This is a genomic window from Nocardia sp. BMG111209 (genome assembly GCF_000381925.1).
GTDB lineage: Bacteria > Actinomycetota > Actinomycetes > Mycobacteriales > Mycobacteriaceae > Nocardia.
In genome coordinates this window covers 3,290,787-3,314,335 of the sequence record NZ_KB907307.1, presented here as the reverse complement: position 1 = coordinate 3,314,335, position 23,549 = coordinate 3,290,787, and the positions used below count along the sequence as shown (strand labels likewise).

At 70.4% G+C, this 23,549-nt stretch carries 20 protein-coding genes and 1 pseudogene; 10 read left to right on the top strand and 11 right to left on the bottom strand.

Going from position 1 to position 23,549, the window contains the following annotated elements; translation table 11 throughout:
• Nucleotides 1–7: 7 nt before the first annotated feature.
• Together galE and G361_RS0115155 are read right to left on the bottom strand one after the other, a co-directional pair.
• Nucleotides 8–991, bottom strand: a complete 984-nt coding sequence (galE, locus tag G361_RS0115160; RefSeq protein WP_019927938.1) for a UDP-glucose 4-epimerase GalE — start codon at nt 989–991, stop codon at nt 8–10.
• Nucleotides 992–1,006: 15 nt separating this feature from the next.
• The gene (locus G361_RS0115155; RefSeq protein WP_019927937.1) at nt 1,007–1,690 is read right to left on the bottom strand and encodes a metal-dependent transcriptional regulator; all 684 of its coding nucleotides are present in this window, start codon (nt 1,688–1,690) and stop codon (nt 1,007–1,009) included.
• A 273-nt stretch (nt 1,691–1,963) separates the two neighbouring features.
• On the opposite strand from G361_RS0115155, the gene G361_RS0115150 reads away from it, so the two are divergent.
• Complete coding sequence (locus G361_RS0115150) at nt 1,964–3,208, top strand: acetoin utilization protein AcuC (RefSeq protein WP_019927936.1); 1,245 nt, start codon at nt 1,964–1,966, stop codon at nt 3,206–3,208.
• Complete coding sequence (locus tag G361_RS0115145) at nt 3,186–5,891, top strand: GNAT family N-acetyltransferase (RefSeq protein WP_081635394.1); 2,706 nt, start codon at nt 3,186–3,188, stop codon at nt 5,889–5,891. The genes G361_RS0115150 and G361_RS0115145 overlap by 23 nt, the downstream gene beginning before the upstream one ends.
• Before the next feature lie 60 nt (nt 5,892–5,951).
• Here the strand turns inward: G361_RS0115145 and G361_RS0115140 are convergent, their stop codons facing one another.
• Nucleotides 5,952–6,455: a DUF3291 domain-containing protein gene (locus G361_RS0115140; RefSeq protein WP_019927934.1), complete on the bottom strand. Its 504-nt coding sequence runs from the start codon at nt 6,453–6,455 to the stop codon at nt 5,952–5,954.
• Nucleotides 6,456–6,558: 103 nt separating this feature from the next.
• Between G361_RS0115140 and ppc the strand changes: the two genes are divergently transcribed.
• Nucleotides 6,559–9,390 (top strand): phosphoenolpyruvate carboxylase, encoded by a 2,832-nt coding sequence (gene ppc, locus G361_RS0115135; RefSeq protein ID WP_026343060.1) that lies wholly within the window; start codon nt 6,559–6,561, stop codon nt 9,388–9,390.
• A gap of 435 nt (nt 9,391–9,825) precedes the next feature.
• Here ppc and G361_RS0115130 read toward each other — a convergent pair whose 3' ends face one another.
• Nucleotides 9,826–10,245 carry a hypothetical protein gene (locus G361_RS0115130; protein WP_019927932.1) on the bottom strand — a complete coding sequence of 140 codons (420 nt, stop codon included), beginning with the start codon at nt 10,243–10,245 and terminating at the stop codon, nt 9,826–9,828.
• A 42-nt stretch (nt 10,246–10,287) separates the two neighbouring features.
• On the opposite strand from G361_RS0115130, the gene G361_RS43710 reads away from it, so the two are divergent.
• Together G361_RS43710 and G361_RS51815 are read left to right on the top strand one after the other, a co-directional pair.
• Nucleotides 10,288–10,638, top strand: coding sequence for a helix-turn-helix transcriptional regulator (locus G361_RS43710; protein WP_019927931.1), 351 nt, complete (start codon nt 10,288–10,290; stop codon nt 10,636–10,638).
• 78 nt (nt 10,639–10,716) lie between these two features.
• Nucleotides 10,717–10,968: pseudogene (locus tag G361_RS51815) on the top strand (SRPBCC domain-containing protein); the annotation flags it as partial.
• Between the two features lie 28 nt (nt 10,969–10,996).
• Here the strand turns inward: G361_RS51815 and G361_RS0115120 are convergent.
• Both G361_RS0115120 and G361_RS0115115 read right to left on the bottom strand, forming a co-directional pair.
• Nucleotides 10,997–11,968, bottom strand: a complete 972-nt coding sequence (locus G361_RS0115120) for a sigma-70 family RNA polymerase sigma factor (protein WP_019927930.1) — start codon at nt 11,966–11,968, stop codon at nt 10,997–10,999.
• Nucleotides 11,969–12,166: 198 nt separating this feature from the next.
• Nucleotides 12,167–13,711, bottom strand: coding sequence for a methyltransferase (locus tag G361_RS0115115; RefSeq protein ID WP_019927929.1), 1,545 nt, complete (start codon nt 13,709–13,711; stop codon nt 12,167–12,169).
• Nucleotides 13,712–13,946: 235 nt separating this feature from the next.
• Here G361_RS0115115 and G361_RS0115110 point away from each other — a divergent pair, with 235 nt between their 5' ends.
• Together G361_RS0115110 and G361_RS0115105 are read left to right on the top strand one after the other, a co-directional pair.
• On the top strand, nt 13,947–14,285 hold the full coding sequence (locus G361_RS0115110) for a DUF485 domain-containing protein (RefSeq protein WP_019927928.1): 339 nt from the start codon (nt 13,947–13,949) through the stop codon (nt 14,283–14,285).
• The gene (locus G361_RS0115105; protein ID WP_019927927.1) at nt 14,282–15,892 is read left to right on the top strand and encodes a cation acetate symporter; all 1,611 of its coding nucleotides are present in this window, start codon (nt 14,282–14,284) and stop codon (nt 15,890–15,892) included. The genes G361_RS0115110 and G361_RS0115105 overlap by 4 nt, the downstream gene beginning before the upstream one ends.
• Nucleotides 15,893–15,900: 8 nt before the next feature.
• Here the strand turns inward: G361_RS0115105 and G361_RS0115100 are convergent, their stop codons facing one another.
• Together G361_RS0115100 and G361_RS0115095 are read right to left on the bottom strand one after the other, a co-directional pair.
• Nucleotides 15,901–16,983, bottom strand: coding sequence for a helix-turn-helix domain-containing protein (locus G361_RS0115100; protein ID WP_019927926.1), 1,083 nt, complete (start codon nt 16,981–16,983; stop codon nt 15,901–15,903).
• Nucleotides 16,980–17,717 carry a VOC family protein gene (locus G361_RS0115095; protein WP_019927925.1) on the bottom strand — a complete coding sequence of 246 codons (738 nt, stop codon included), beginning with the start codon at nt 17,715–17,717 and terminating at the stop codon, nt 16,980–16,982. The genes G361_RS0115100 and G361_RS0115095 overlap by 4 nt, the downstream gene beginning before the upstream one ends.
• A gap of 100 nt (nt 17,718–17,817) precedes the next feature.
• Here G361_RS0115095 and G361_RS0115090 point away from each other — a divergent pair, with 100 nt between their 5' ends.
• Nucleotides 17,818–19,143: an MFS transporter gene (locus G361_RS0115090; RefSeq protein WP_052172798.1), complete on the top strand. Its 1,326-nt coding sequence runs from the start codon at nt 17,818–17,820 to the stop codon at nt 19,141–19,143.
• Here the strand turns inward: G361_RS0115090 and G361_RS50965 are convergent.
• Nucleotides 19,114–19,413, bottom strand: coding sequence for a DUF3099 domain-containing protein (locus G361_RS50965; protein ID WP_052172797.1), 300 nt, complete (start codon nt 19,411–19,413; stop codon nt 19,114–19,116). The genes G361_RS0115090 and G361_RS50965 overlap by 30 nt on opposite strands.
• Before the next feature lie 307 nt (nt 19,414–19,720).
• On the opposite strand from G361_RS50965, the gene G361_RS0115080 reads away from it, so the two are divergent.
• Nucleotides 19,721–19,957 (top strand): DUF3039 domain-containing protein, encoded by a 237-nt coding sequence (locus tag G361_RS0115080; RefSeq protein ID WP_026343056.1) that lies wholly within the window; start codon nt 19,721–19,723, stop codon nt 19,955–19,957.
• On the opposite strand, the gene G361_RS43705 is transcribed toward G361_RS0115080, so the two are convergent.
• On the bottom strand, nt 19,954–21,051 hold the full coding sequence (locus G361_RS43705; RefSeq protein ID WP_081635391.1) for a YihY/virulence factor BrkB family protein: 1,098 nt from the start codon (nt 21,049–21,051) through the stop codon (nt 19,954–19,956). The two genes, G361_RS0115080 and G361_RS43705, sit on opposite strands and share 4 nt — an antisense overlap.
• A gap of 213 nt (nt 21,052–21,264) precedes the next feature.
• Here G361_RS43705 and G361_RS0115070 point away from each other — a divergent pair, with 213 nt between their 5' ends.
• Nucleotides 21,265–22,986: a DEAD/DEAH box helicase gene (locus G361_RS0115070; protein ID WP_026343055.1), complete on the top strand. Its 1,722-nt coding sequence runs from the start codon at nt 21,265–21,267 to the stop codon at nt 22,984–22,986.
• 109 nt (nt 22,987–23,095) lie between these two features.
• Here G361_RS0115070 and G361_RS0115065 read toward each other — a convergent pair whose 3' ends face one another.
• Complete coding sequence (locus tag G361_RS0115065; RefSeq protein ID WP_019927919.1) at nt 23,096–23,290, bottom strand: hypothetical protein; 195 nt, start codon at nt 23,288–23,290, stop codon at nt 23,096–23,098.
• Nucleotides 23,291–23,549 lie beyond the last annotated feature (259 nt).

The following is a 23,549-nucleotide window of genomic DNA, read 5'->3' as shown; positions in this document are numbered from 1 at the left end:
GGTGTGACTACCGGCGGGCGCTGTGCGCGCGGTCGCCCAGCGACCGCAGGAATTCCCAGGCGTCGGAGACGATCTCGGTCAGATCGTTGTGGCGCGGCTGCCATCCGAGCTCGGCGACGGCGCGTTCACTCGAGGCGATCAGCACGCTCGGATCGCCGGCCCGCCGGGGCGCTTCGACCGCCGCGATGGGCCCGCCGGTGACCTGCTCACAGGCCGAGATCACCTGGCGCACCGAGAAACCCGTACCGCTGCCGAGGTTGAGGATGCGATGTTCGCCCGGTCGGGACTGCGCGAGGGCCAGCAGATGGGCCTGGGCCAGATCGCGAATGTGGATGTAGTCGCGGACCGCCGTGCCGTCGGCGGTCGGATAGTCGGTGCCGAAGACGGAGATGGTCTCCCGATGCCCGAGTGCCGTCTGCAGCACCAGCGGGATGAGATGTGTTTCCACCACCCGGTTCTCGCCGAGGCCGCCGTAGGCGCCGGCGACGTTGAAGTAGCGCAGGCTGGTCGCGGCCAGCCCGTGCGCGTTCGCATAGGAGGTGATCGCGTGGTCGATGGCCAGCTTCGACGCGCCGTAGGGGTTGGTCGGCCGGGGCGCGGAGTCCTCGGTGATCGGCACCTGCTGCGGTTCGCCGTACACGGCGGCGGTGGAGGAGAACACCAGGCGCGGGGTTTCGGTGCGGCGGATCGCCTCCAGCAGCGCCAGGGTCTTCACGACGTTGCCGTGCCAGTACTTCTCCGGCTGCTGCACGGATTCACCGACCAGCGACTGGGCCGCGAAATGCAGGACGCCGTCGAAGGATTCGGATTCGATCAGATCGACACCGGCAGTGGCGATGTCACCCTCGACGAATTTCGCCCCGGTGGGCACTCCGTCGGCGTTACCGGTGGACAGATCGTCGACGACGACGACCTCGTGACCGTCCTCGAGCAGTACCTGTGCGCACACTCCGCCGACATAGCCGGCGCCACCCGTGACCAGAAGTTTCATGCCCTCGATCTTGCCCTACACCAGCTTCACCTGGACGGCGTGCGACATCTCGTCGGACAGTTCGAACTCCTGATGCCCCGGGACCGAGATGATCACCGTGCCCGGCCGGATGTCCACGGTGACGCGGGCGTCGGGGACGACACCGGCCTCGCGGAGCTGGCCGATGATCTCCGGATCGGCCTGGATGTGCTCGGACAGCCGCCGCACGACCACCGCCGACTGACCGATCGGCAGATCCGACAGCCGGATCAGCTTCTCCTCACCGCTGGACGGGGGCAGCACACCCAGTTCGTCCAGGCCGGGGATGGGATTGCCGTACGGGGAGGTGGTCGGATGGTTGAGCACCTCGAGCAGCCGGCGCTCGACCTCGTCGCTCATCACGTGCTCCCAGCGGCAGGCCTCCGCGTGCACGTTCTGCCAGTCGAGACCGATCACGTCGACCAGCAGCCGCTCGGCCAGCCGGTGCTTGCGCATCACCGAGACCGCCATCGCGCGGCCCTTGTCGGTCAGTTCCAAATGGCGGTCACCGGCCACCATGAGCAGGCCGTCGCGCTCCATACGGGCCACCGTCTGGCTCACCGTCGGCCCACTCTGTTCGAGGCGTTCGGCGATGCGCGCCCGCAGGGGAACGACGCCCTCCTCCTCGAGGTCGTAGATGGTCCGGAGATACATCTCCGTGGTGTCGACCAGATCCTTCACGTATTACCCCTTCGTCGGCACGAATTCTACCCACGTGTGGCGGCGGTTCCGTACGTCAGCATAGGTGGCTCTTCCTGCGGAAACCGCTCCGAACACCGGGGCACCGGCGTGCCCGCGCCGGATCGCCGGACGTGTCGCACACCGTGCTGCATTTCTACTGCATCGCAACCGAAAAGTGGGATCGTTCCTTCCCCCGGGCAGCGTGGCGAACGGCACGTCACAGGGGTAACGGACATTCCGGGGCACAGCAGGCGCGGCGATACAGTGGCAGCCATGGCAGCAGGACCGACCGGCGACGCGGCCGTCGTGTGGACCGACAGGTTCCTCGACTACCGATGGACGCCCGAACATCCGATGAAGCCCGCCCGGCTGCGTTTCACCATGGCGCTGGCCCGCAGCCTCGGCCTGCTCGACGGTGTGGAGACCGTGACGCCCGCGACGGCGGGGGAGGACGACCTGCTCCGCATCCACACCCCGGCCTATCTGGCGGCGGTCCGGGCGGCGGAACCGCCACCGGCCGGCGCGATCACGCCCTCGGCGCCGCCGTTCGGACTGGGCTCGGCGGACAATCCGATCTTCCCGCACATGCACGAGGCGGCCTCGGTGATCGTCGGCGGCACCCTGGCCGCGGCCGCCGAGATCGCGGCCGGCCGCACCCGGCGCGCGGTGAGCATCGGCGGTGGCATGCATCACGCGATGGCCGGCGCCGCCTCCGGGTTCTGCGTCTACAACGATGTGGCCGTGGCCATCTCGTGGTTGCTCGAGCACGGCTTCGACCGCATCGCCTACGTCGACGTGGACGTGCATCACGGCGACGGTGTGCAGAAGGCGTTCTACGGCGATCCGCGGGTGCTCACCGTCTCGATCCACCAGCATCCGGCCACGCTGTGGCCGAATACCGGCTGGCCGGAGGAGATCGGCGCCGGCGCCGGCGAGGGCACCGCGATCAACCTGCCCGTACTGCCGGGTACGCGGGATCCGCAGTGGCTGCGCGCATTCCACGCCGTCGTGCCCGGCGCGCTGGCCGCGTTCCGGCCGCAGCTGGTGGTGAGTCAGTGTGGTGTCGACACCCATCGCGAGGATCCGCTGGCCGATCTGGAACTGAGCGTCGACGGGCAGCGGGCGGCGTTCATCGCGATGCGGGAGCTGGCCGACCGCTATGCCGAGGGCCGCTGGCTGGCCGTCGGCGGCGGCGGTTACGGCCTGGTGCGGGTGGTGCCGCGGGCCTGGACCCACCTGCTGGCGGTCGCGCTGGACCGCACCGTCGATCCGGGCACCGCGATTCCGGCGGACTGGATCGCGCAGGTGCGCGAATACGCGCCCGCGGTGGAGCCGCCGCGCACGATGGGCGACGGCGCCGACCTCTCGTTCACCCGCTGGGACGGTCCCGGCGGCACCCCGGAAACCGGCGACGAGCGGGCCGACCGCGCGCAGCGGGCCGTTGACACCGCCGTACTCGCCACTCGCCGGGCCACATTCGGCCTGCTGGGCCTGGATGCGGAGGATCCGCGTGACTGAGCAGCCCGCATCGGCCTCCACCCCGGACGTTCCGCCGCCGCCACCGGAGCACTGGTTCGCCGACGTGCTCGCCGCCGACGGCGGTGTGGTCCGGTTGCGCCCGATCACGCCCGACGACGCCGGCGCACTGCAGGAATTCCACGCCGGACTGTCCGACCGCACCCGCTACCTGCGCTATTTCGGGCCGTATCCGCGGATGACGCCGAAGGATCTGTACCGCACCACCCACGTCGACTACCGGGACCGGGTCGGCCTGATCGCCGAACTCGGCTCGACGATCCTCGCGGTCGGCCGCTACGAATTGCTGCCGGAGCGGATCGACGGCCGCGCGGCCGAGGTGGCGTTCGTGGTCGCCGACCAGCACCAGGGCCGCGGGCTGGGTTCGATTCTGCTGGAACATCTGGCGGGCGCGGCCGCCGAGAACCACATCGACATCTTCGTCGCGGAGGTGCTCGCCGAGAACCACGGCATGGTGACGGTGTTCCGCGACGCCGGCTATCAGGTGCAGCGCAGCCGCGACGGATCGGTACTGCACCTGGAGTTCGCGATCGATCCGACCGAGGCGCTGCTGTCGGTGCGCGACTCCCGGGAGCTGGCCTCCGAGGCGCGCAGCGTCGGCAATCTGCTCGCGCCCCGCTCGGTGGCGGTGATCGGCGCCACCCCCGCGCAGAGCCGGGTCGGCGGCGCGGTCCTGGCGAATCTGCTGAGCGGGGTGTTCCAGGGGCCGGTGTATCCGGTGAATCCGAATCGCAGGTCGGTGCGCGGGGTGCGCGCCTACGAAACCGTGCGCGACATCCCCGATGTGGTGGATCTGGCTGTGGTGGCGGTACCGGCCGCGGAGATCAAGTCCGTACTCGACGACTGTATGACCAAGGGCGTGAAGGGCCTGGTGGTGCTCACCGCCGGTTTCTCCGAGACCGGTCCGGCCGGATTCGCGGCGGAGCGCGATCTGGTCGCCGCGGCGCGGGCGCACGGGATGCGCGTGGTCGGTCCCAGCGCGCTCGGCATCGCCAATACCGATCCCGCGGTATCGCTCAACGCGACGCTGGCCGGGGTGCTGCCGGGGCGCGGGCGCGTCGGATTCTTCTGCCAGTCCGGTCCGCTCGGCGCGGCGATCCTGGGGGAGGCCGCCACCCGCCGGCTCGGCCTGTCGACCTTCGTCTCGGCGGGCAACCGGGCCGACGTGTCGGGTAATGATCTGCTGCAGTACTGGGACACCGATCCGGACACCGACGTCGTCCTGCTGTACCTGGAGACCTTCGGCAATCCGCGCAAATTCTCCCGGATCGCCCGCCGGGTCGCGCGGACGAAGCCGATCGTGGCGGTCTCCAGCGGCCGCAACTTCGCCCGGCCCGCCGCCGATCCGCTGGATCGCGCGCTCGAACGGGATCTGTTCGCGCAGGCCGGGATCATCCAGGTCGACACCATCGCGGAACTGTTCGACTGCGCGATGCTGCTGGCCTATCAGCCCCTGCCCGCCGGTCCGCGGCTGGCGGTGATCGGCAACAGCGCGGCGCTGGGCTGGCTGGCCGTCGACGCGGCCCGCGGTGAGGGCCTGACCGTGGAGCGGCCCGTCGATCTCGGCCCGCAGGCCATGCCGGAGGACTATCTGACCGCGGTCGCCGAAGCGGTGGCCGATCCCGGCGTCGACGCCCTGATCGTCATCTTCGCGCCGCCGGTGCCGACGGCCGTGCCGTCGTTCGCGGAGGCGATCCGATCCGGCGCGCATCCGGGCACCAAACCGGTGCTCACCACCTTCGTCGCCGGTCACGGCATGTCGAATCTGCTGATCGCGCGTGGTTCCGGCGCCACCGTCGAGCACGGGTCGATCCCGTCCTATCCGGATCCGGAGCGCGCGGCCCGGGTACTGGCCCGGGTGCGGCGCTACGCGGATTGGCGCACCCGGCCGGTGTCGCCGGTGGTGCGGCCATCTGGCACGGCGGCCCAGCGGGCCCGGGACCTGGTGGCGCGGTGGATGGATCGCACGCCCGGTGGCGAGTGGCTCGGCGACCTGGAGGCGGCGGAACTGCTGGGCTGCTACGGCATTCGCGTCGTGGAGTTCCGCGAGGTGCGCGACGAGGAGTCCGCCGCCACGGCGGCCGCCGAACTCGGCTATCCGGTCGCGGCGAAGGCGACCGGTGAATTGTGGCGCAACCGGCCCGATCTCAACGGCGTGCGGCTGGACCTGTGGCGCCCCAGCGAGATTCAGCGGGCCTACACCGATCTGGCGGTGGTGTCCGGCAACGAGGTGGTGCACATCCAGAAGATGGCCGTCAAGGGGGTCGGCTGTGTGCTGCGTGTGCAGGACGATCCGTCGTTCGGTTCGGTGATCAGTTTCGGCCTGTCCGGCACGATCATCGACCTGCTCGGCGACCGCGTCTATCGCGCGCTGCCGCTGACCGAGGCGGAATCCGTGGAACTCATCGACGCCCCACGCGCCGCCCCGCTGCTGGACGGCCGGACGAGCGCCACCGGCCGGGTCATCGGCGAACCGGTCGACAAACGCGCTCTGGCCGAACTCGCGCAACGCATTTCGGCCCTGTGCGACGATCTGCCGGAGGTCCGTGAACTCGCGATCGAACCGGTCCTCGCCGCCCCGCAGGGCGCCTCGATCCTGTATGCCCGGGTTCGCATCGGCCCCGAACCCAGCCGTTTCGATATCGGCCCCCGCCGCCTGGTCTGAGTACCCGCCGCGCGGCGAACACCCGAACCCCGTGCCGCACTGCGGGTTCGGCCGATCGTCTCAGGCGGGGCAGCTCAGGTCGTCGGGGAGGCTGGGGGTGGCCGTGGTGTCCGATTGAGCGGGGGAGGGGAAGAGGTGGCGGAAGGTGAAGGCGTAGGGGGTGGGGCCGTGGGTGCGCAGGTGGTCGAGGCGGGCCTCGGCGTCGGCGACGGTGGGGCGCTGTCCGGCCGGAATCCACCAGAGGGCCTGGTAGGCCTCGGCCATGGGGACGAACCAGTCGCGGCGGCGGCGCATGATCGGCGCGTGGTCGCTGCGGTAGGCGAAGTCCGCCAGCGTTTCCGGCGAGGTCCACACGGTCATGTTGACGATGATGCGGTCGTCGCCGAAGGCGCGGACCGCGGTGGCATCGCCGTCCTCGGTCTGCAGGCGCCAGACGAATCCGGGGGCGGTGTCGGCGAGGGCGTTGATCTCGTCGATCGCGGCGACGAAACCGGCGAGACGCGGGGTGGTGAGCGGTTCGAGCGGGAGCGCGATGTTGATCTGGGCGAGATGATGCTCGTTCACCCGGCCAGGGTAACCGAGCTAACTGATCAGATCTTATCGTTTTGCCGGAATTCGATGGTGTCAGATCGCGCGAGCGGTTCCGATGTACCCGATACTGGGCGTCATGCGCGAAGATCAGATCGAGGCGGCGACCGCACCCCTGCGCGACGACATCCGATTCCTCGGCGCGATCCTGGGCGAGACGATTCGCGATCACGAGGGCACCGAGGTGTTCGAACTCGTGGAGCGGGTGCGGCGCGAGGCGTTCCGGGTGCGCCGATCGGAGGTGGATCGTGGCGCCGTCGAGAACATGTTGCGCGGCATCGACATCGGTGTGGGCATCCCGCTGATCCGGGCGTTCAGTCACTTCCTGCTGCTGGGCAATCTGGCGGAGGATCTGCAGCGCGACCGGCGCCGCGCGGCGCATCTGGCGGCGGGGGCGCAGCCGCAGGATTCCAGCCTGGCCGCGACGTATCGCAAGCTCGACACCGCGGATCTGGACACGGCGGTGGTCGCGGATCTGCTCACCGATGCGCTGGTCGCCCCGGTCATCACCGCGCATCCGACCGAGACCCGCCGGCGCACGGTATTCGATGTGCAGGCCGGTATCACCGATCTGATGCGCCGCCGTCAGCGGTACGCGCCGAGCGAACCGGAGTATCCGGAATTCGAGAAGCAGATCCGCCGGCAGATCCTCACCCTGTGGCGGACCGCCCTGATCCGCTTGGCGCGCTTGCGAATTCAGGACGAGATCGAGGTGGGCCTGCGGTACTACGAGCGCACTCTGCTGACGGTGATCCCGCACATCAACGCGGAGGTGCGCGCCGCGCTGCGCACCCGCTGGCCGTACGCCGAACTGCTGTCCCGCCCGATCCTGCGGCCGGGTTCCTGGATCGGCGGCGACCGGGACGGCAATCCCAATGTCACCGGCGAGGTGGTGCACCGCGCGACGCATCGCGCCGGCGAGGTCGCCTTCGGTCATTACCTGACCGAATTGGAGGAGCTGGAGAAATCGCTGTCGCAGTCCTCGCGGCTGGTGACCGTCTCGCCGGAACTGGGCCGGCTCGCCGACGCCGGTCACGACGACTCCCCGCAACGGGCCGACGAACCCTATCGCCGGGCCGTCCGCAGCATCCGGGCCCGGCTGAGCGCGTCCGCGCAGCGCGCGCTGGCCGATCTGCCGCCGGTCGTGCCGGCCGCGGACCGGGCGGGGACCGACAGCCTCGGCGGGGCGATCGTCGCCGACGGTGTGCAACCGTACGCGGGCCCGGCCGAACTGCTGGCCGATCTGGACATCGTCGACGCCTCGATGCGCGCGACCGGCGACGATCTGCTCGCCGACGACCGGCTGGCCGCTCTGCGCGGCGCGGTGGAGACGTTCGGATTCCATCTGCAGGGTCTGGACATGCGCCAGAACTCGGAGACCCACGAGCAGGTGGTGGCCGAGCTGTTCGCCTGGGCCGGCGTGCATTCCGACTACGCGAGCCTGTCCGAGCCGGAGCGGGTCGAACTGCTGGCCGCCGAACTCGGCACCCGCCGCCCGCTGCTGGCCCCGGCGGCCTGGGATCCCGCGCATCGGGGCGATTCGGGCCTGAGCGAGGTGACCATCAGGGAACTGGGGGTGCTGCGAGCGGCGAAGGTGGCGCTCGACAGCCTGGGCCCGGACGCCGTGCCGAACTACATCATCAGCATGTGTACCTCGGTGAGCGACATGCTGGAGGCGGCACTGCTGCTGAAGGAGGCGGGCATCCTCGATCCGGGCGACGGCGCGGGCCCGTCCGGCCCGGTCGGCGTGGTCCCGTTGTTCGAGACGATCGACGATCTGCGCCAGGGCGCCGACACTCTGGCCGCCACGCTGGCCGTGCCGGTCTACCACCGTCTGGTCGCCGCCCGCGGCATGCGGCAGGAGGTGATGCTCGGCTACTCGGATTCGAACAAGGACGGCGGCTATCTGGCCGCGAACTGGGCGCTGTACCGCGCCGAACTGGATCTGGTCGAGGTCGCCCGGCGCACCGGAATCCGGTTGCGGCTGTTCCACGGTCGTGGCGGCACGGTCGGTCGCGGCGGTGGCCGCAGCTACAACGCGATCCTGGCGCAGCCCGCGGGCGCGGTGCGCGGTTCGCTGCGACTGACCGAACAGGGCGAGGTGATCTCCACCAAGTACGCCGATCCGAGCACCGCCTATCGCAATCTGGAGGCGCTGGTCGCGGGCACCCTGGAGTCGACCCTGCTCGATGTGGAGGGCCTCGGCGCCGATGCCGCACCCGCCTACGCGGTCTTCGACGAACTCGCGGCGGCGGCGCGCCGGGCCTACGCGCAATTGGTGCACGACACACCAGGATTCGTCGAATACTTCCGCGCGTCGACGCCGGTCGCCGAGGTGGCGGCGCTCAACCTGGGCAGCCGCCCCGCCTCACGCAAACCCACCAGTTCGGTGCAGGATCTGCGGGCCATCCCCTGGGTGATGGCCTGGAGTCAGGCGCGGGTCATGCTGCCCGGCTGGTACGGCACCGGCACCGCGATCGAGCAGTGGGTCGGCGACGATCCGCAGCGACTGGCGACCCTCTCGGCCCTGTACCGGCGCTGGCCGTTCTTCCGCGACGTGATGTCCAACCTGGCCCAGGTGCTCGCGAAGGCCGATATGCACATCGCCGCGCGGTATGCCGAACTGGTGCCCGACGAGACGTTGCGCGACACCATCTTCGGGATGATCCGCGACGAATACGACCGCACCGTCCGAATGCACGCCGCCGTCACCGGTTTCGACGAGTTGCTGTCCGACAACCCGGCGCTCGCCGAATCCATCCACAACCGCTTCCCCTACCTGGAACCGCTGAACGCGATGCAGGTCGACCTGCTGCGCCGCCGCCGCGCCGGCGACGAATCCGAACTGGTCGAACGCGGCATCCTGCTCACGATGAACGGATTGGCAACCGCCCTGCGTAATTCCGGTTAGCGCACCGAGTCCGCAGCCACGACCGGCATACCGGGCGGGCCCGACACCGACCGGGCGGAGGCCCGACCCGGAGCCGGGGGCCCGAGCCTGGGCCCCCGGCCCCGATACGGGGCCGGGGGCCGATACGGACGGGGCCGGGGGCCGATACGGACGGGGCCGGGGGCCGATTACGGACGGGGCCGGGGGCCGATACGGACGGGGCCGGGGGCCGATACGGACGGGGCCGGGGGCCGATACGGACGGGGCCGGGGGCCGATACGGACGGGGCCGGGGGCCGATACGGACGGGGCCGGGGGCCGATACGGACGGGGCCGGGGGCCGATACGGACGGGGCCGGGGGCCGATACGGACGGGGCCGGGGCCCGATATGCGGCCGGGGAGACCCGAGCCGGGCTGTGCCCGACACGGACCGGGCCCTGCCCGACACAGACCGGGTCAGGGCACCGACACCGGGACGATGGTGGCGTCGATCCGCTGGATCTCGCCGTCGGTCACCACGAACGTCTCGGTGATGTCGACGGTGACGACCGGGACGCCCGCGATCCCGGACCCGAGCAGGTAGCGCGCGGTGACGACGTCACCGGCGGTGCTCAGCCGCACGTCGTGGATCGACTGCACCAGGTCGTACTGCCGGCCGTGCTCGAGGTCGGCGGTCAATTGCGGTCCCGAATAACCGGTCTGGAGCCCGGCCTCCACCCGGGTGCAACCCGGTGCGAACGGCACCCGGCTCGCGTCGTGGGTGACCAGCGCGTCGAGATAGGCGCGGGCGATCTCCTCGCGGGAGCCTTCCGTCGCGGGAGTCGCTGCGGCGGTGGCGATTCCACCACCGGTCAGCGCCACCGCGGACAGCAGCATAATTGCAACCTGTTGCATTTTCATGCCTGGATCGTAGAGGCCGTGCCGCTCGCGGGTGCGCGAAACATCGATGGGCGCCGGGAGATCCTCGGGCTACTGCTCGGCGGGGAGCGCACCGTGCAGGCCATCGCCGGACGGTTCGACATGACGCGGCCGAGTATCTCGGAACACCTTCGGGTGCTGCGGGATTGCGGGTCGGTCGGCGAGGAGAAGCGTGGCCGCTTCCGCTACTACCGGATCGAGCCGGAGCCGCTGCACGAATTGCAGTCCTGGCTCGGCCCGTTCGAACGGTTCCGGCGGCAGCGGCTGCGCGCACCGGACGCGGTACCCGACGGCCTGCTCGACCCCGGAGCAGGCGGAACATTCAGCGACGGAACGGAATACGACCGATGACCGACGATCTCACGACCCTCGAACTCGACCACTTCCACTCGCACCCGCCGGAGAGGTGTGGCATGCGCTGACCAACCGATGCCGGGGGCCGGATTCTCCGGTAAGGTACGGGGCATCGTGCTGTCGGCCATCGCGCCGAAGCGCTCGAGCATGACCTGGAACGACGCCGAGTCCGATGTCGAGACCGGCTGGGTCATCACCCGGCAACTGGAACCCGAGGGCACCGGTACCCGAGCGCTGTTCAGCCACAGCGGATTCCACCCCGACGACGACAGCTCGCAACGAGTGCGGGCGATCATGTCCAAGGGTTGGACGGGAATCGCCACCGGCCTTGGCGCGGTGGCCGGCGCGCTGGGACTCAGCTGGCGTAGGCGCGCAGCCGGTCGGCCCGCTCGCCCTTGCGCAGCTTCGACATCACCTCACGCTCGATCTGCCGCACCCGCTCCCGGGACAGTCCGAACAGCTTGCCGATCTGGTCCAGTGTGCGCGGCTGGCCGTCGTCGAGGCCGTAGCGCAACCGGATGACCTGCTGTTCGCGCTCGTCCAGGGTGGCGAGCACGCTGCGCACGTCGCGGTGCATGAGGCCGGCGATGACCGCACTCTCCGCGGAGGTGGCCTCGGAGTCCTCGATGAAGTCGCCGAGCGGCGCCTCCTCGTCGTTACCGACCGGCATGTCCAGGCTCACCGGGTCGCGGCTGTGGTCGAGCAGATCGGCGATCTTGTCGACCGCGATGCCCGACTCGCGGGCCAGCTCGTCGTCGGTGGCCTCGCGGCCGAGCTGCTGATGCAGTTCGCGCTTGATCCGGGCCAGCTTGTTGACCTGTTCGACCAGGTGGACGGGCAGCCGGATGGTACGGCTCTGATCGGCCATACCGCGGGTGATGGCCTGTCGGATCCACCAGGTGGCGTAGGTCGAGAACTTGAAGCCCTTGGTGTAGTCGAACTTCTCCATCGCCCGGATCAGGCCCAGGTTGCCCTCCTGGATCAGATCCAGCAGCGGCATGCCGCGGCCGGTGTAGCGCTTGGCCAGCGACACCACCAGTCGCAGGTTGGCCTCGAGCAGATGCTGGCGGGCGGCCTGGCCGTCGCGCACGAGGAACGCGAGCTCGCGCTTGCGCGTCGCGGACAACCGCTTACCGGTCTCCAACAGGTTCTGCGCGTACAGGCCCGCCTCGATGCGCTTGGCCAGCTCCACCTCGTCGGCGGCCGTGAGCAGCGCCGTCTTGCCGATGCCGTTCAGATAGACCCGTACCAGGTCGGCGGCGGGGCTCTGGGCGTCGAGGTCCGACGTGTCGACGGCGCGCACTTCGGTCGTGGCGGGGCTTGTCATGACTTGCCTCCTGTCGGTGGTGTCTCACTCCGATCAACGGAACCGACATACGGAAAGTTCCCCGGGTTCTCGGCGATAAACCCTTCTGAGCTGGGCTTACCGGGGCCGACGGCTGAGAAGTTCCTAAGAACACATTTCTCGGGGAACCACGGGCGTTCCTCCGGGCCCGATCGCGGCCGAACCGTGACCGGATCGTGATCAACGGGGATGTACGAGTCCGTGCCGCACCAGGCCCGTGACCACGGTCAGCGCATCGCCCGCGAATTCCGACGTCGCGGTCGCGCCGGTATGTCCCACGGCCAGCAGATCGACCAGTTCGTGCAACGGCAGCCCGTCGCCGCGCATTCCGGCCAGCAGCGCCGCGGTGGTGTCGTCGATCTCGTGCTGCCAGCGCGGCCCGTCGCCGCGGTGCAGCCGGACCACGCGCTGGTCCCAGCCCTCCGCACCGGGCAGGAAGACCCGTTCCAGGGCGGTCGCCGGATCCACCGTATAGCGCGCACCCCAGGCCACGCCCGGATCGGCGGCCACCGCGCGCAACCAGGCGGACCGTTCGAAATAGCCGGTGGCCTCGGCCCCGAGCGGGTCGTCGAAACCGTGGGTGAGGTCCTCGGCGAGCAGTTCGGTGGGCGCGTCGACGGCCCGCAGATAGACGAAGCCGAAGCCGATGCCCTCGACCTCCTCGGCCTCGAAGGCGTCCAGCCAGGCCTCGGCGCGGGCCTGGGTCCGCGGATCGCGCTGGTCGAGGCCCGCGTCGCGCAGCCAGGTGCCCACGTAGAGGCCGGGGTCGGCGATGTCGCGCTGGACCACCCAGGCGTCGATCCCGTGATCGGGCAGCCACTGCGACACCCGGGCCCGCCAGTCCTCGCCGGTGCGGTGGACCCAGGAGGCCAGCATCGCGGCGGTGCCGCCCGGCGCCAGCAACGCGGGGGCGCCGGAGATCACCAGCTCGCTGGCGCCGTCGAGGGCCAGCCCGGAATCGCGGTAGGTGTGCTCGACCCGGGCCGGTCCGACCACGAACGGGGGATTGGCGACCACCTGATCGAAGCGCCGGCCGGCCACCGGTTCGAACCACGAGCCCGGCAGCAGTTCGAGGTCCAGGCCGTTGAGCGCCGCGGTCGCCTCCGCCAGCCACAGCGCGCGCGGGTTGACGTCGGTGCCGGTGACCCGGCCGGCGTACGCGGCCGCGTGGACGGCCTGCACCCCGCAGCCGGTGCCGAGGTCCAGCACCGAACCCACCCGGCGGGTCGGGGTGGCGCGCAGCAGCGACAGCGAGGCGTGCCCGACGCCGAGCACATGGTCGGTGGACAGCCGGCGCTGCGCCCAGCCCCCGCCGGGGCCCGACACCGGCACGGTGTCGTCGAGGTCCGACAGCACCCAGCGGTTGCCGTCGCCGAGATCCAGCGGCCGCAGATCCAGCGCGGCCCGCACCAGGTCGCCGTCCTCCGCCAGCAGTCCGGCCGCCACCGCCGCGGCCGGGTCGACCGGGGCCAGCGCCGCGGCCACCTCGCGGGCGGGCAGCGGGTCGCCGAGCAGCAGCAGCCGGACCAGGGTGCCGAGTTCGCCGGCGTCCCGGGCGGCGCGGCGCACCGGCACCGGCTCGGCGCGGCCGAGCGCGGCGTGCGCGTCGTCGCCGAGCAGTGCGAGCAGCGTGTCGGCGTCGTAGCGCACGCGTCGGAGGGCGGTGCCCAGAGCGGGTGCGAGCGCGGCGAGCAAGGACGTGCTGGTCGGCTGTGTGGTCGGCATGGGACGAACTCTGCCACAACGATTCCCCCGGACCGGGTTCCCGGCCCGCCCGCCCGGTGCCGCATCGCGGTCGGTCCCGCATCCGCCGCCGGTCGTACCGGAACAGCCTCGGGAACCACGGAAAATAGCAAAAGTGTATTACCGCAAGCGAATTCATCGCTCTGACCTGCGGCGAACCGCGGGGTAAATGTCCGATTTCCTGTTAGAGTGATCTGGCTCACCAGGAGGTCGTACGTTGACGAACGAACCCGAGGCCGCGGTGCCGGCCGATGATTGGGCCGAGGCCTACCACAGTCCCGACTTCCAGCGCCTGCGAAGCAGATTGCGCCGCTTCGTCTTCCCGATGACCGCGCTGTTCCTCGCCTGGTACGCGCTCTACGTACTGCTGGCCGACTACGCGCACGGCTTCATGTCCCAGAAGGTCGCCGGGAACATCACCGTCGGCCTGATCTTCGGTCTGCTGCAGTTCGTTTCGACCTTCGTCATCACCGCGCTGTACGTCCGGTACGCGGATCGGGAACTGGACCCGATCGCCGAGGAACTGCGCGACGGACTGGAAGGACGGACCCGATGACGACCGTGCTCGCCGCCGCTGTCGAGGGCAGCCATCCCGGGCTCAACATCACCATCTTCGCGATCTTCGTCGCGATCACACTGGTCATCGTGTTCCGGGCCAGTCGCGACACCCGTACCGCCGCACACTATTACGCCGCGGGCCGGTCCTTCTCCGGTGCGCAGAACGGTATCGCGATCTCCGGCGACTACCTCTCGGCCGCCAGCTTCCTCGGTATCGCCGGATCCATCGCGATCAACGGCTACGACGGCTTCCTGTACTCGATCGGATTCCTGGTGGCCTGGCTGGTGGCGCTGCTGCTGGTCGCCGAAATGCTGCGCAACACAGGCAAATTCACCCTCGGGGACGTACTCGCCTTCCGGATGCGGCAGCGGCCGGTGCGGGCCGCGGCGGCCACCTCGACGCTGGTGGTCAGCCTGTTCTATCTGCTCGCGCAGATGGCCGGTGCGGGGGTGCTGGTGGCGTTGCTGCTCGGCGTCTCCGGCGACGCCGGGCAGAACCTGGTGATCGCGGTGGTCGGCGCGATCATGATCGTGTACGTGCTCGTCGGCGGCATGAAGGGCACCACCTGGGTGCAGATCGTGAAGGCGGTCCTGCTGATCGCCGCGGCCGCCGCCATGACGGTGTGGGTGCTCGCCGAGTACAACCTCAACCTGTCGTCGCTGCTGCAGGACGCGGTGAACCACGGCGGCAAGACCGGTGCGAAACTGCTCGATCCGGGCGTCGCCTACGGCAAGACCGGCACCACGAAGCTCGACTTCCTCTCGCTCGCACTGGCTCTCGTGCTCGGCACCGCGGGCCTGCCGCATGTGCTGATGCGGTTCTACACGGTGCCCAGCGCCAAGGACGCCCGGCGTTCGGTGGTGTGGGCGATCGGGCTGATCGGGCTGTTCTATCTGTTCACCCTGGTGCTCGGCTACGGCGCCGGTGCGCTCGTCGGACCGGAGAAGATCGCCAAGGCGCCCGGCGGCAGCAATGCGGCCGCCCCGCTGCTGGCGCTGGAACTCGGCGGTCCGTGGTTGCTGGGATTCGTTGCGGCGGTGGCGTTCGCGACCATCCTCGCGGTCGTCGCGGGTCTCACCATCACCGCCTCGGCGTCGTTCGCGCACGACGTGTACGCGAATGTGCTGAAGCGCGGCGAGGCCGGGGACGATCGTGGCAGGGAGGTGCTGGTCGCCCGCATCACCGCGGTGGTGATCGGCGCGGTCGCGATCGTGGGCGGCATCCTCGCCAAGAATCAGAACGTCGCCTTCCTGGTGGCCCTGGCCTTCGCGGTCGCCGCCTCGGCCAATCTGCCGACCATCCTGTACACGCTGTTCTGGAAGCGATTCAACACGACCGGCGCGCTGTGCAGTATCTACGGCGGCCTGATCGTGACGATCGTGCTGATCGTGTTCTCGCCGGCGGTGTCGGGCACCAAGACGTCGATGATCAAATCGGCCGATTTCCACTGGTTCCCGCTGTCCAATCCCGGCCTCGTCTCGATTCCGCTGTCGTTCCTGCTCGGCTGGCTCGGCACGATGCTCTCGAAGGAGCACGACGAGGCGAAGTGGGAGGAGATGCAGGTCCGCTCGCACACCGGCGCGGGCGCCGAGAAGGCCGGCTGACCGCGAGATCACCCGGCGCGGAAGGTCTTCCGATAGGCCAGCGGCGGCACGCCGAGTTCGGCCCGCATGTGGTGGCGCAGCGAGCCCGCGGTGCCGAGTCCGGCGGCGCGGGCCACCTCGTCGATCGGCAGATCGGTGGACTCCAGCAGATGCCGGGCGTGGCGCAGGCGTTGCTGTAGCAGCCAGGCGCCCGGCGCCACACCGGTCTCGGCCTTGAACCGGCGGGTGAAGTTGCGGACGCTCATGCGCGCGTGCGCCGACAGCACGGTGAGATCGATATCGGCGTCGAGGTGCCCGAGCGCCCAGGCGCGCGTGGCGGCCGTGCCGTCGGTACCGTCCTCGGGGATGTGCCGGTCGATGAACTGCGACTGCCCGCCCTCGCGCCACGGCGGCACCACGCAGTAGCGCGCGGTCCGGTTGGCCACCTCGCTGCCGTGGTCGGTGCGGATCAGATGCAGGCACAGATCCAGCCCGGCCGCCAGGCCCGCCGAGGTGTAGACGTTGTCGTCGGCCACGAACAGCAGGTTCTCGTCCAGCCGGACCTGCGGGAACCGGGTCCGGAAGGATTCGGCGTGGGCCCAGTGGGTGGTGGCCCGCCGCCCGTCCAGCAGCCCGGCCGCGGCCAGTACGAACGCGCCGGTGCAGATTGACACCAGCCGCGCCCCGGGCCGGATCAGCGCCAGCGCGGCGCCGACCTCGGGCGGCAGGGCGCCGTCGGTACGCGGGCCCGCGAGCCGGGTGCCGGGAACGATCACGGTGTCGGCGGTGGCGAGCAGTTCGGGGCCGGCCTGCGGCACGATCGCGTACCCCATCGTCGATTCGACCGGCGTGGTGTCCAGGCCGCACACCTGCACGTCGTACAGTGGCCGGCCCCGGGTATCGGTCGCGTGGCCGAGCACGAGCGGGGGGATCGTCATATCGAATCCGACCACCAGCGGCAGCGCCAGCACGGCCACCCGATGGGGCACGATCTCGGCTGCGCCGGGCATCTGTCCGCGCTCGCCGTCCGGCACCGGCCGCCGGTGCGGTGGCCCGCCGTTGCCCGAAGCCTCGTGGCGCGCCGAGCCGTTGCCGAGGTCCGGGCGGCTCATGCCGGCAGACTTCCGGTGCGCGGGTCACGCGGTGTCAGGCAGTAGACCGCGCCGGTGGGATCGTTCATCACGATCCAGTGCGCACCCCGGGAAACCCTTCGGGCGCCGTACGTTTCGTGCCAGGACGCGACGGCCTCGATATCGGTGCAGGCGATATCGGGATGTGCCGTGGACGGTCGATCGGCATCCAAGCGCTGCAACAGAATTCGCAGCGGCAGGCCGGAAGGCGGTGTCAGCCGGACGAATTCGGGCTCGCTACCGGGCAGGAGCTCCCAGCCGGTCAGCGCGGCCCAGAACGTCACCTCCCGGTCGTAACCGCCGGGGGCGATGTCGAGGGTGACCTGATCGAGCCGGCTCAGGGTGCCGCCCGGCCCGGCGATCGGCGGCGGGATCTCCCGCCCGTCCTCGGTGGTCAGGCAGAACGCCTGCCCCTGTGGCGAGCGCAGATACGACCAGCCCTGGTGATCGGTCACTGTCTCCGCGCCGAGGTCGAGGGCATGCCGCCGGGCCGCCGCCAGATCGTCGACGTCGAGGTCCAGGTGCGTGCCGCCCGGCCCGCCGACGGCCTGGGCGCGCAGGTAGGCGTCACCGGCAGGGGGGATCAGCGTCGCGAATTCGCCGCGCGCCCCGCGACGTTCGGACAACTGCGTGCCGGTGACCGCCGACCAGAAGGCGAACGCCGCGTCGAAGCGGTCGGCGGGGCGGTCCAGGAATGCCCAGATCCAGCGGATCATGCGGAATATCTCCGATCGTCCGGCCGGGTTGGCCGAATCTTGATGGATTGTGGCATTCAGGCCACTCGCGCGGCAAGTCCCGGTCCTGGACGATCTCGGAGTGACCGAGTTGCGAAACCCCGTCCCCGTCGATGTCCGGACCCCCGCGCGCCGCCGGCTGCACCCGGCCTGGCTGGTCGCCGCCGCCGCCTTCGTGGCCCTGATCGGCGCGGCCGGCTTCCGATCCGTGCCGAGCGTGCTGATCGATCCGCTGCATCAGGAATTCGGCTGGTCGCATGCCACGATCGGCGCCGCGGTATCGCTGAATGTGCTGCTCTACGGGCTCATCTCGCCGTTCGCGGCGGCGCTGATGGACCGCTTCGGCATCCGCCGGGTGGTGGCGGTCGCGCTGGTGCTGATCGCCGCCGGCAGCGGGCTGACGGTGTTCATGACGCAGCCGTGGCAGCTGCTGGCCACCTGGGGTCTGCTGGTCGGCCTCGGGGTCGGCTCGATGTCCATGCCGTTCGTCGCCACCATCACCGGCCGCTGGTTCGTGCGGCAGCGCGGCCTGGTGACCGGCGTCCTGACCGCGGCCGGTGCGACCGGTCAGCTGGTCTTCCTGCCGCTGGTGTCGGCCCTGGCCCAGGCCCACGGCTGGCGGACGCCGTCGCTGGTGGTCGCGGCCACCGCGCTGGCGGTCGTGCCGCTGGTGCTGCTGTTCATCCGTGACTACCCCAGCGATGTCGACGAGGTGGCCTACGGCGCCGAGCCGGGGAGTGCGGTCGGGGTGCGGGTGCGGGTCACCGGCGGGGCGTCGCGGGCGCTCGCGGTGCTGTCGCAGGTGTCCTGGAAACCGCAGTTCTGGCTGCTGGCCGGCGGTTTCGCGGTATGCGGCGCGTCCACCAACGGCCTGGTCGGCACCCATTTCGTGAGCGCGGCCCACGACCACGGCATGCCGCCGACCACGGCCGCCGGGCTGCTGGCCACCGTCGGCGTCTTCGACGTGGCGGGCACCATCGCCTCGGGCTGGCTCACCGACCGGCTGGACTCGCGCTGGCTGCTCGTCGGCTACTACTCGCTGCGCGGTCTGTCGCTGATGATCCTGCCGATGCTGTTCGCCCCGCACACCCAGCCCAGCATGTGGGTGTTCATCGTCTTCTACGGCCTGGACTGGATCGCGACCGTGCCGCCCACGGTGGCGCTGTGCCGGAAGTTCTTCGGCGACGACGGGCCGATCGCGTTCGGCTGGGTGTTCGCATCGCATCAGATCGGCGCGGCACTGGCCGCGACCGGCGCCGGCGTGATCCGCGACGCGCGCGGCAGCTACGACCTGGCCTGGTATCTGGCCGGCGGGCTGTGCCTGGTGGCGGCGCTGATGTCGGCGGCGATCCGGGGCCGCAGCCGTGGCCCGCGGGTCTCAGCTGTCGATGGCGCGGTGGTTGCCTGATTCCAGCGCGGCCTTCGCCGCCCGCCGCTCGTCCCAGCGACTGGGCTCGTCCTTGCGCCGCGGCGGGCGGTCGTTGGCGATCAGCACCGCGATCCACGGCAGCGGGATCGACACACCGATGATCAGCAGCGAGATGAGCGCGTTGCTCCAGAAGCTGTAGGCGACCGCCGCCAGCACCAGGCACGGGATGCGCATGCCCATGAGCAGCGAGTACCGGCGCACCCGGGCCTTGTGCTGCTGCTCCAGCGAGGGCGCGGCCTCGGTGATCAGCGCCGGATGTTTGCGCTCGCCGGGGAAATAGCCCGGAGCGGGGCGTGCCGGGCGCGGGACACTGCCCGGCGGGAGCGTCTCGAAGGCCGGATGTGGGGTGTCGTCGCCCTCGATGTCGCGGGCCCGGGAATCGTCGGCCGGGAAATCGGGGGAATCGCCCTCACGCTGCATACCTTCGAGTCTTCCACCGCCCGAGATCGAATGCACATCCCCGGCGCGGAGCGCGCATCCCGGCAGATCGGCGGGCCGCTTGCCCGCGGGCCCGTCGCATACGACCGCGAGGCGTCCGGCTGGCATCATGGACACCGTGAGTACCGATACCCTCGTTCGCCCGGACAGCACGACCGACGAGTCGACCGACAACGACACTCCCAAGTACTTCCACTACGTGAAGAAGGACAAGATCGCCGAGAGCGCGGTCATGGGCACCCACGTCGTGGCGCTGTGCGGTGAGGTGTTCCCGGTCACCAAGTCCGCGAAGCCCGGTTCGCCGGTGTGCCCGGACTGCAAGCGCATCTACGAGACCCTACGCAAGGGCGACTAGCCCTCACGCGTCGCAGCCGGGGTCCGGCCCGGCGGGAGAGCGGGTACCGGCCGGTCGGCTGTCGGCTCCGCGGCCGTAGTGCGCCGCCGCCGGGTCCATGCCCGCCGCACGGCCGTCTCCGGTACTCGGGCCAGCCGGCGCATCGGCGAGCGGGTGCGGTGCGCCGGCCAGAACTCCTGCACGGCCGCGTTGAACTCCGCGCCGAGCACGATCGCGAAGCCCAGGAAATAGGTGAACAGCAGGAAGGCGATCGGCGCCGCGAGCGCGCCGTAGCTGACCCCGGTGCGGGCCACCCAGCCGAGGTAGCGCCGCAACCCGTCGCTGGCCACCATGAAGAACACCCCCGCCACCAGCGCGCCGCCGAACAGCCGGTGCCACGGCGGTGACCGGTGCAGCGCCAGCTTGTACAGCGTGGTGAGGGCCAGGATCAGCAGGAACGCCGTGCCCGGGTAGTAGAACGCGTCCACCAGGCGCAGCCCGGGTTCGCGCCACTGCTCCGGCAGTATCCGGCCCAGCAGCACCGGCCCCAGCGCCACCACCGGCAGCACGAACACCGCCATCACCAGGAACAGCAGATACAGCACCAGCGCGACGATGCGCTGCCACACCGGATGCCGGGCGTCCTGCTCGTCGTGCGCGGCCACGATGGCATCCACGAAGGTCGCCATCGCCGACGAGCCCGCCCACAGCGAGAGCACGAATCCCACCGACACCACCGCGCCCCGGCCGCGTTGCAGCACGTCCCGCACGGTCGGCGCGATCAGATCGTCGACCACGGTGGCGGTGAACAGGTTCCGGCTGAAGCTGATGATCTTGCCCTCGACGATGTGCACGGTATCCGGCCCGAAGAACCAGCTGCCGACGTATCCGAGACTGCCCAGCACACCCAGCAGCAGCGGCGCCAGCGAGAGCGTCTGCCAGAACGCGGCGGCCGCGGATTTGGCGAAGATCGAATCGCGCCACGCCTTCACGCCGACGCGGACGAGCAACTCCCACACCCGGCCCCACCCCTCCCGGAGCAGGCGCGCGATCACGCGGACGGGCCGGCCGGTGGCCGGCCGGGGTGGATCGGGAGGGCGTGGCGGAGTGTCCATTGTCACTACAGCATCGCCCACGCCGCGCCGAATTGCCGCCCGCGCCCGCATCGTCCGGGCGTACCTCGCGGCAACCGGCCAGGGAACCAAGGCTTTCCGGCTCGCCGGCCGCCGCCGGTCCACGTGCGGTGACGCGGTCCGGCGGCCCGGTCCGGTCGCGACACGGGGATGTGGATTGGGCACGTGTCGGTATCGCTCGCTAGTCTCTCTGGAGTGACTTCGGGTGGTGGTAGTTCGTTACGTGCATGGCAGCGCAGGGCTCTCACCAAGTATCTGACGTCGAAGCCACGCGACTTCCTGGCCGTGGCCACGCCCGGCGCCGGTAAGACCACGTTCGCGCTGCGGCTGGCCGCGGAGCTGCTGGCCGACCGCACGGTCGATCAGATCACCGTGGTCGCGCCGACGGAGCACCTCAAACATCAGTGGTCGACGGCGGCCGCGCGCAGCGGAATCCAGTTGGACTCCCACTTCTCCAACTCCACCGGCGGCACCTCCGGCGACTATCACGGCGTGGTGGTGACCTACGCGCAGGTCGCCTCGCATCCCTTCAAACACCGGGTGCGGACCGAGAATCGGCGCACGCTGGTGATCCTCGACGAGATCCACCACGCGGGCGACGCGAAGAGCTGGGGCGAGGCCGTCGGGGAGGCGTTCGGCGACGCGACGCGCCGCCTGGCGCTGACCGGTACCCCGTTCCGCAGCGACGATTCGCCGATCCCGTTCGTCACCTACGAACCCGACGAGTCCGGCTTCCAGCGGTCGCGGCCCGACTACTCCTACGGATATTCGGAGGCCCTGGCCGACAACGTGGTTCGCCCCGTGGTGTTCCTCGCCTACTCCGGTGAGGCGCACTGGCGCGACAGCGCCGGGGAGGAGTATTCCGCCCGGCTGGGTGAGCCGCTGAGCGCCGAGCAGACCGCCCGTGCCTGGCGGACCGCCCTGGACCCGGCGGGCGACTGGATGTCGAAGGTGCTGACCGCGGCCGACATTCGGCTGCGGCAGCTGCGCGCCACCGGCCTGGTCGACGCCGGCGGTCTGGTGATCGCCACCGATCAGGAGAAGGCGCGCGACTACGCCGAACTGCTGGAACACATCTCGGGTTCGAAGCCCGCGGTGGTGCTGTCCGACGATCCGGGCTCCTCGAACCGGATCAGCGAGTTCGCCGCGGGCACCGAACCGTGGATGGTGGCGGTGCGCATGGTGTCCGAGGGCGTCGACGTGCCCCGGCTCGCGGTGGGCGTCTACGCCACCAGCGCGTCGACCCCGCTGTACTTCGCCCAGGCGATCGGCCGATTCGTGCGTGCCCGCCGGCCGGGGGAGACCGCGAGCGTATTCCTGCCCTCGGTGCCGGTACTGCTGGATCTGGCCGCGCAGCTGGAGGTGCAGCGCGACCACGTGCTGGGCAAGCCGCACCGGGAGAAGAACGCGTTCGAGGACGAACTGCTGACCGACGCCAACCGGCAGAAGGACGAGCCCGGCGAGGAGGAGGGCAAGTTCGTCGCGCTGGCCGCCGACGCCGAGCTGGACCAGGTGATCTACGACGGCGATTCGTTCGGCACCGCGACCTTCTCCGGCAGCGACGAGGAGGCCGACTACCTCGGCATCCCGGGTCTGCTGGACGCGGACCAGATGCGGGCGCTGCTGCGCGATCGGCAGGCCCGGCAGGTGGCCGACCGCAGCACCGCCGCGAAGGTGGCCGAACTGGCCGGTCCGGGCCCGAGCTCGACCGCCGCGGCCGAACGGGTCGCCACCGCCGACAAGCTCGGTGAGTTGCGCCGGGAGCTGAACAGCCTGGTCGCGATGCACCATCACCGCACCGGCAAACCGCACGGCGTGATCCACGGCGAGCTGCGCCGGGAATGCGGCGGCCCGCCCACCGCGCTCGCCACCACCGATCAGCTGACCGAGCGGATCGCGGCGCTGCGCCGGATGTGACGGCGGGCGCCCGCACCGGAACGGACACACAGAAAACGGGCGGCCCGTGTGGGCCGCCCGTGGCGTTTCTGTCGGAGGATTCTGTTGTGCGAGCGGACGGGGAGGAGCTTTACAGCGCCGGCGCCGACTCCGTGTCGATCACGGCCTCGAGCGCACGGAGACGATCCATGTGCTCATTGGCGTGATGCTGGCAGAAGAGCAACTCGCCACCACCGGGCAGGACTGCGCGAACACGCGCGGCTGCACCGCAGCGATCGCACCGGTCGACCGCCGTCAGCGGGGTGCTGGTCAGTGTTCCTGGCATGACTCCTCCGTCCTGGATCCCGGCGCAGAAGACCGTTCACCTGGTATCGGGCCCGCGGACCCTTCCGCGGGCTCACCCGCCGCTACTTCCCAGCAGTGGCCTATGACTACTTTCTCAGACGTTCGGCGCGGAGGGTTTGTTCCCGCAGATGTTTCTCTGTGTTTTCCCTTACATGACCAGGCATTTCGCTGTCAGCGAACATGCAGGTCGGGATACTCGGAAACGGCCCTGCGCACCACCGCGAGTCACTGATCCAGTT

Bases quoted from the DNA above. Each gene is read 5' to 3' on its own strand.
- G361_RS0115065 (WP_019927919.1), bottom strand. From the start codon at position 23,290: ATGCCAGGAACACTGACCAGCACCCCGCTGACGGCGGTCGACCGGTGC.
- G361_RS0115115 (WP_019927929.1), bottom strand. From the start codon at position 13,711: ATGCCGACCACACAGCCGACCAGCACGTCCTTGCTCGCCGCGCTCGCA.
- G361_RS0115145 (WP_081635394.1), top strand. From the start codon at position 3,186: ATGCGGAGGATCCGCGTGACTGAGCAGCCCGCATCGGCCTCCACCCCG.
- G361_RS0115150 (WP_019927936.1), top strand. From the start codon at position 1,964: ATGGCAGCAGGACCGACCGGCGACGCGGCCGTCGTGTGGACCGACAGG.
- ppc (WP_026343060.1), top strand. From the start codon at position 6,559: ATGCGCGAAGATCAGATCGAGGCGGCGACCGCACCCCTGCGCGACGAC.
- G361_RS0115105 (WP_019927927.1), top strand. From the start codon at position 14,282: ATGACGACCGTGCTCGCCGCCGCTGTCGAGGGCAGCCATCCCGGGCTC.
- G361_RS0115100 (WP_019927926.1), bottom strand. From the start codon at position 16,983: ATGAGCCGCCCGGACCTCGGCAACGGCTCGGCGCGCCACGAGGCTTCG.
- G361_RS0115095 (WP_019927925.1), bottom strand. From the start codon at position 17,717: ATGATCCGCTGGATCTGGGCATTCCTGGACCGCCCCGCCGACCGCTTC.
- G361_RS0115120 (WP_019927930.1), bottom strand. From the start codon at position 11,968: ATGACAAGCCCCGCCACGACCGAAGTGCGCGCCGTCGACACGTCGGAC.
- G361_RS43705 (WP_081635391.1), bottom strand. From the start codon at position 21,051: ATGGACACTCCGCCACGCCCTCCCGATCCACCCCGGCCGGCCACCGGC.
- G361_RS0115130 (WP_019927932.1), bottom strand. From the start codon at position 10,245: ATGCTGCTGTCCGCGGTGGCGCTGACCGGTGGTGGAATCGCCACCGCC.
- galE (WP_019927938.1), bottom strand. From the start codon at position 991: ATGAAACTTCTGGTCACGGGTGGCGCCGGCTATGTCGGCGGAGTGTGC.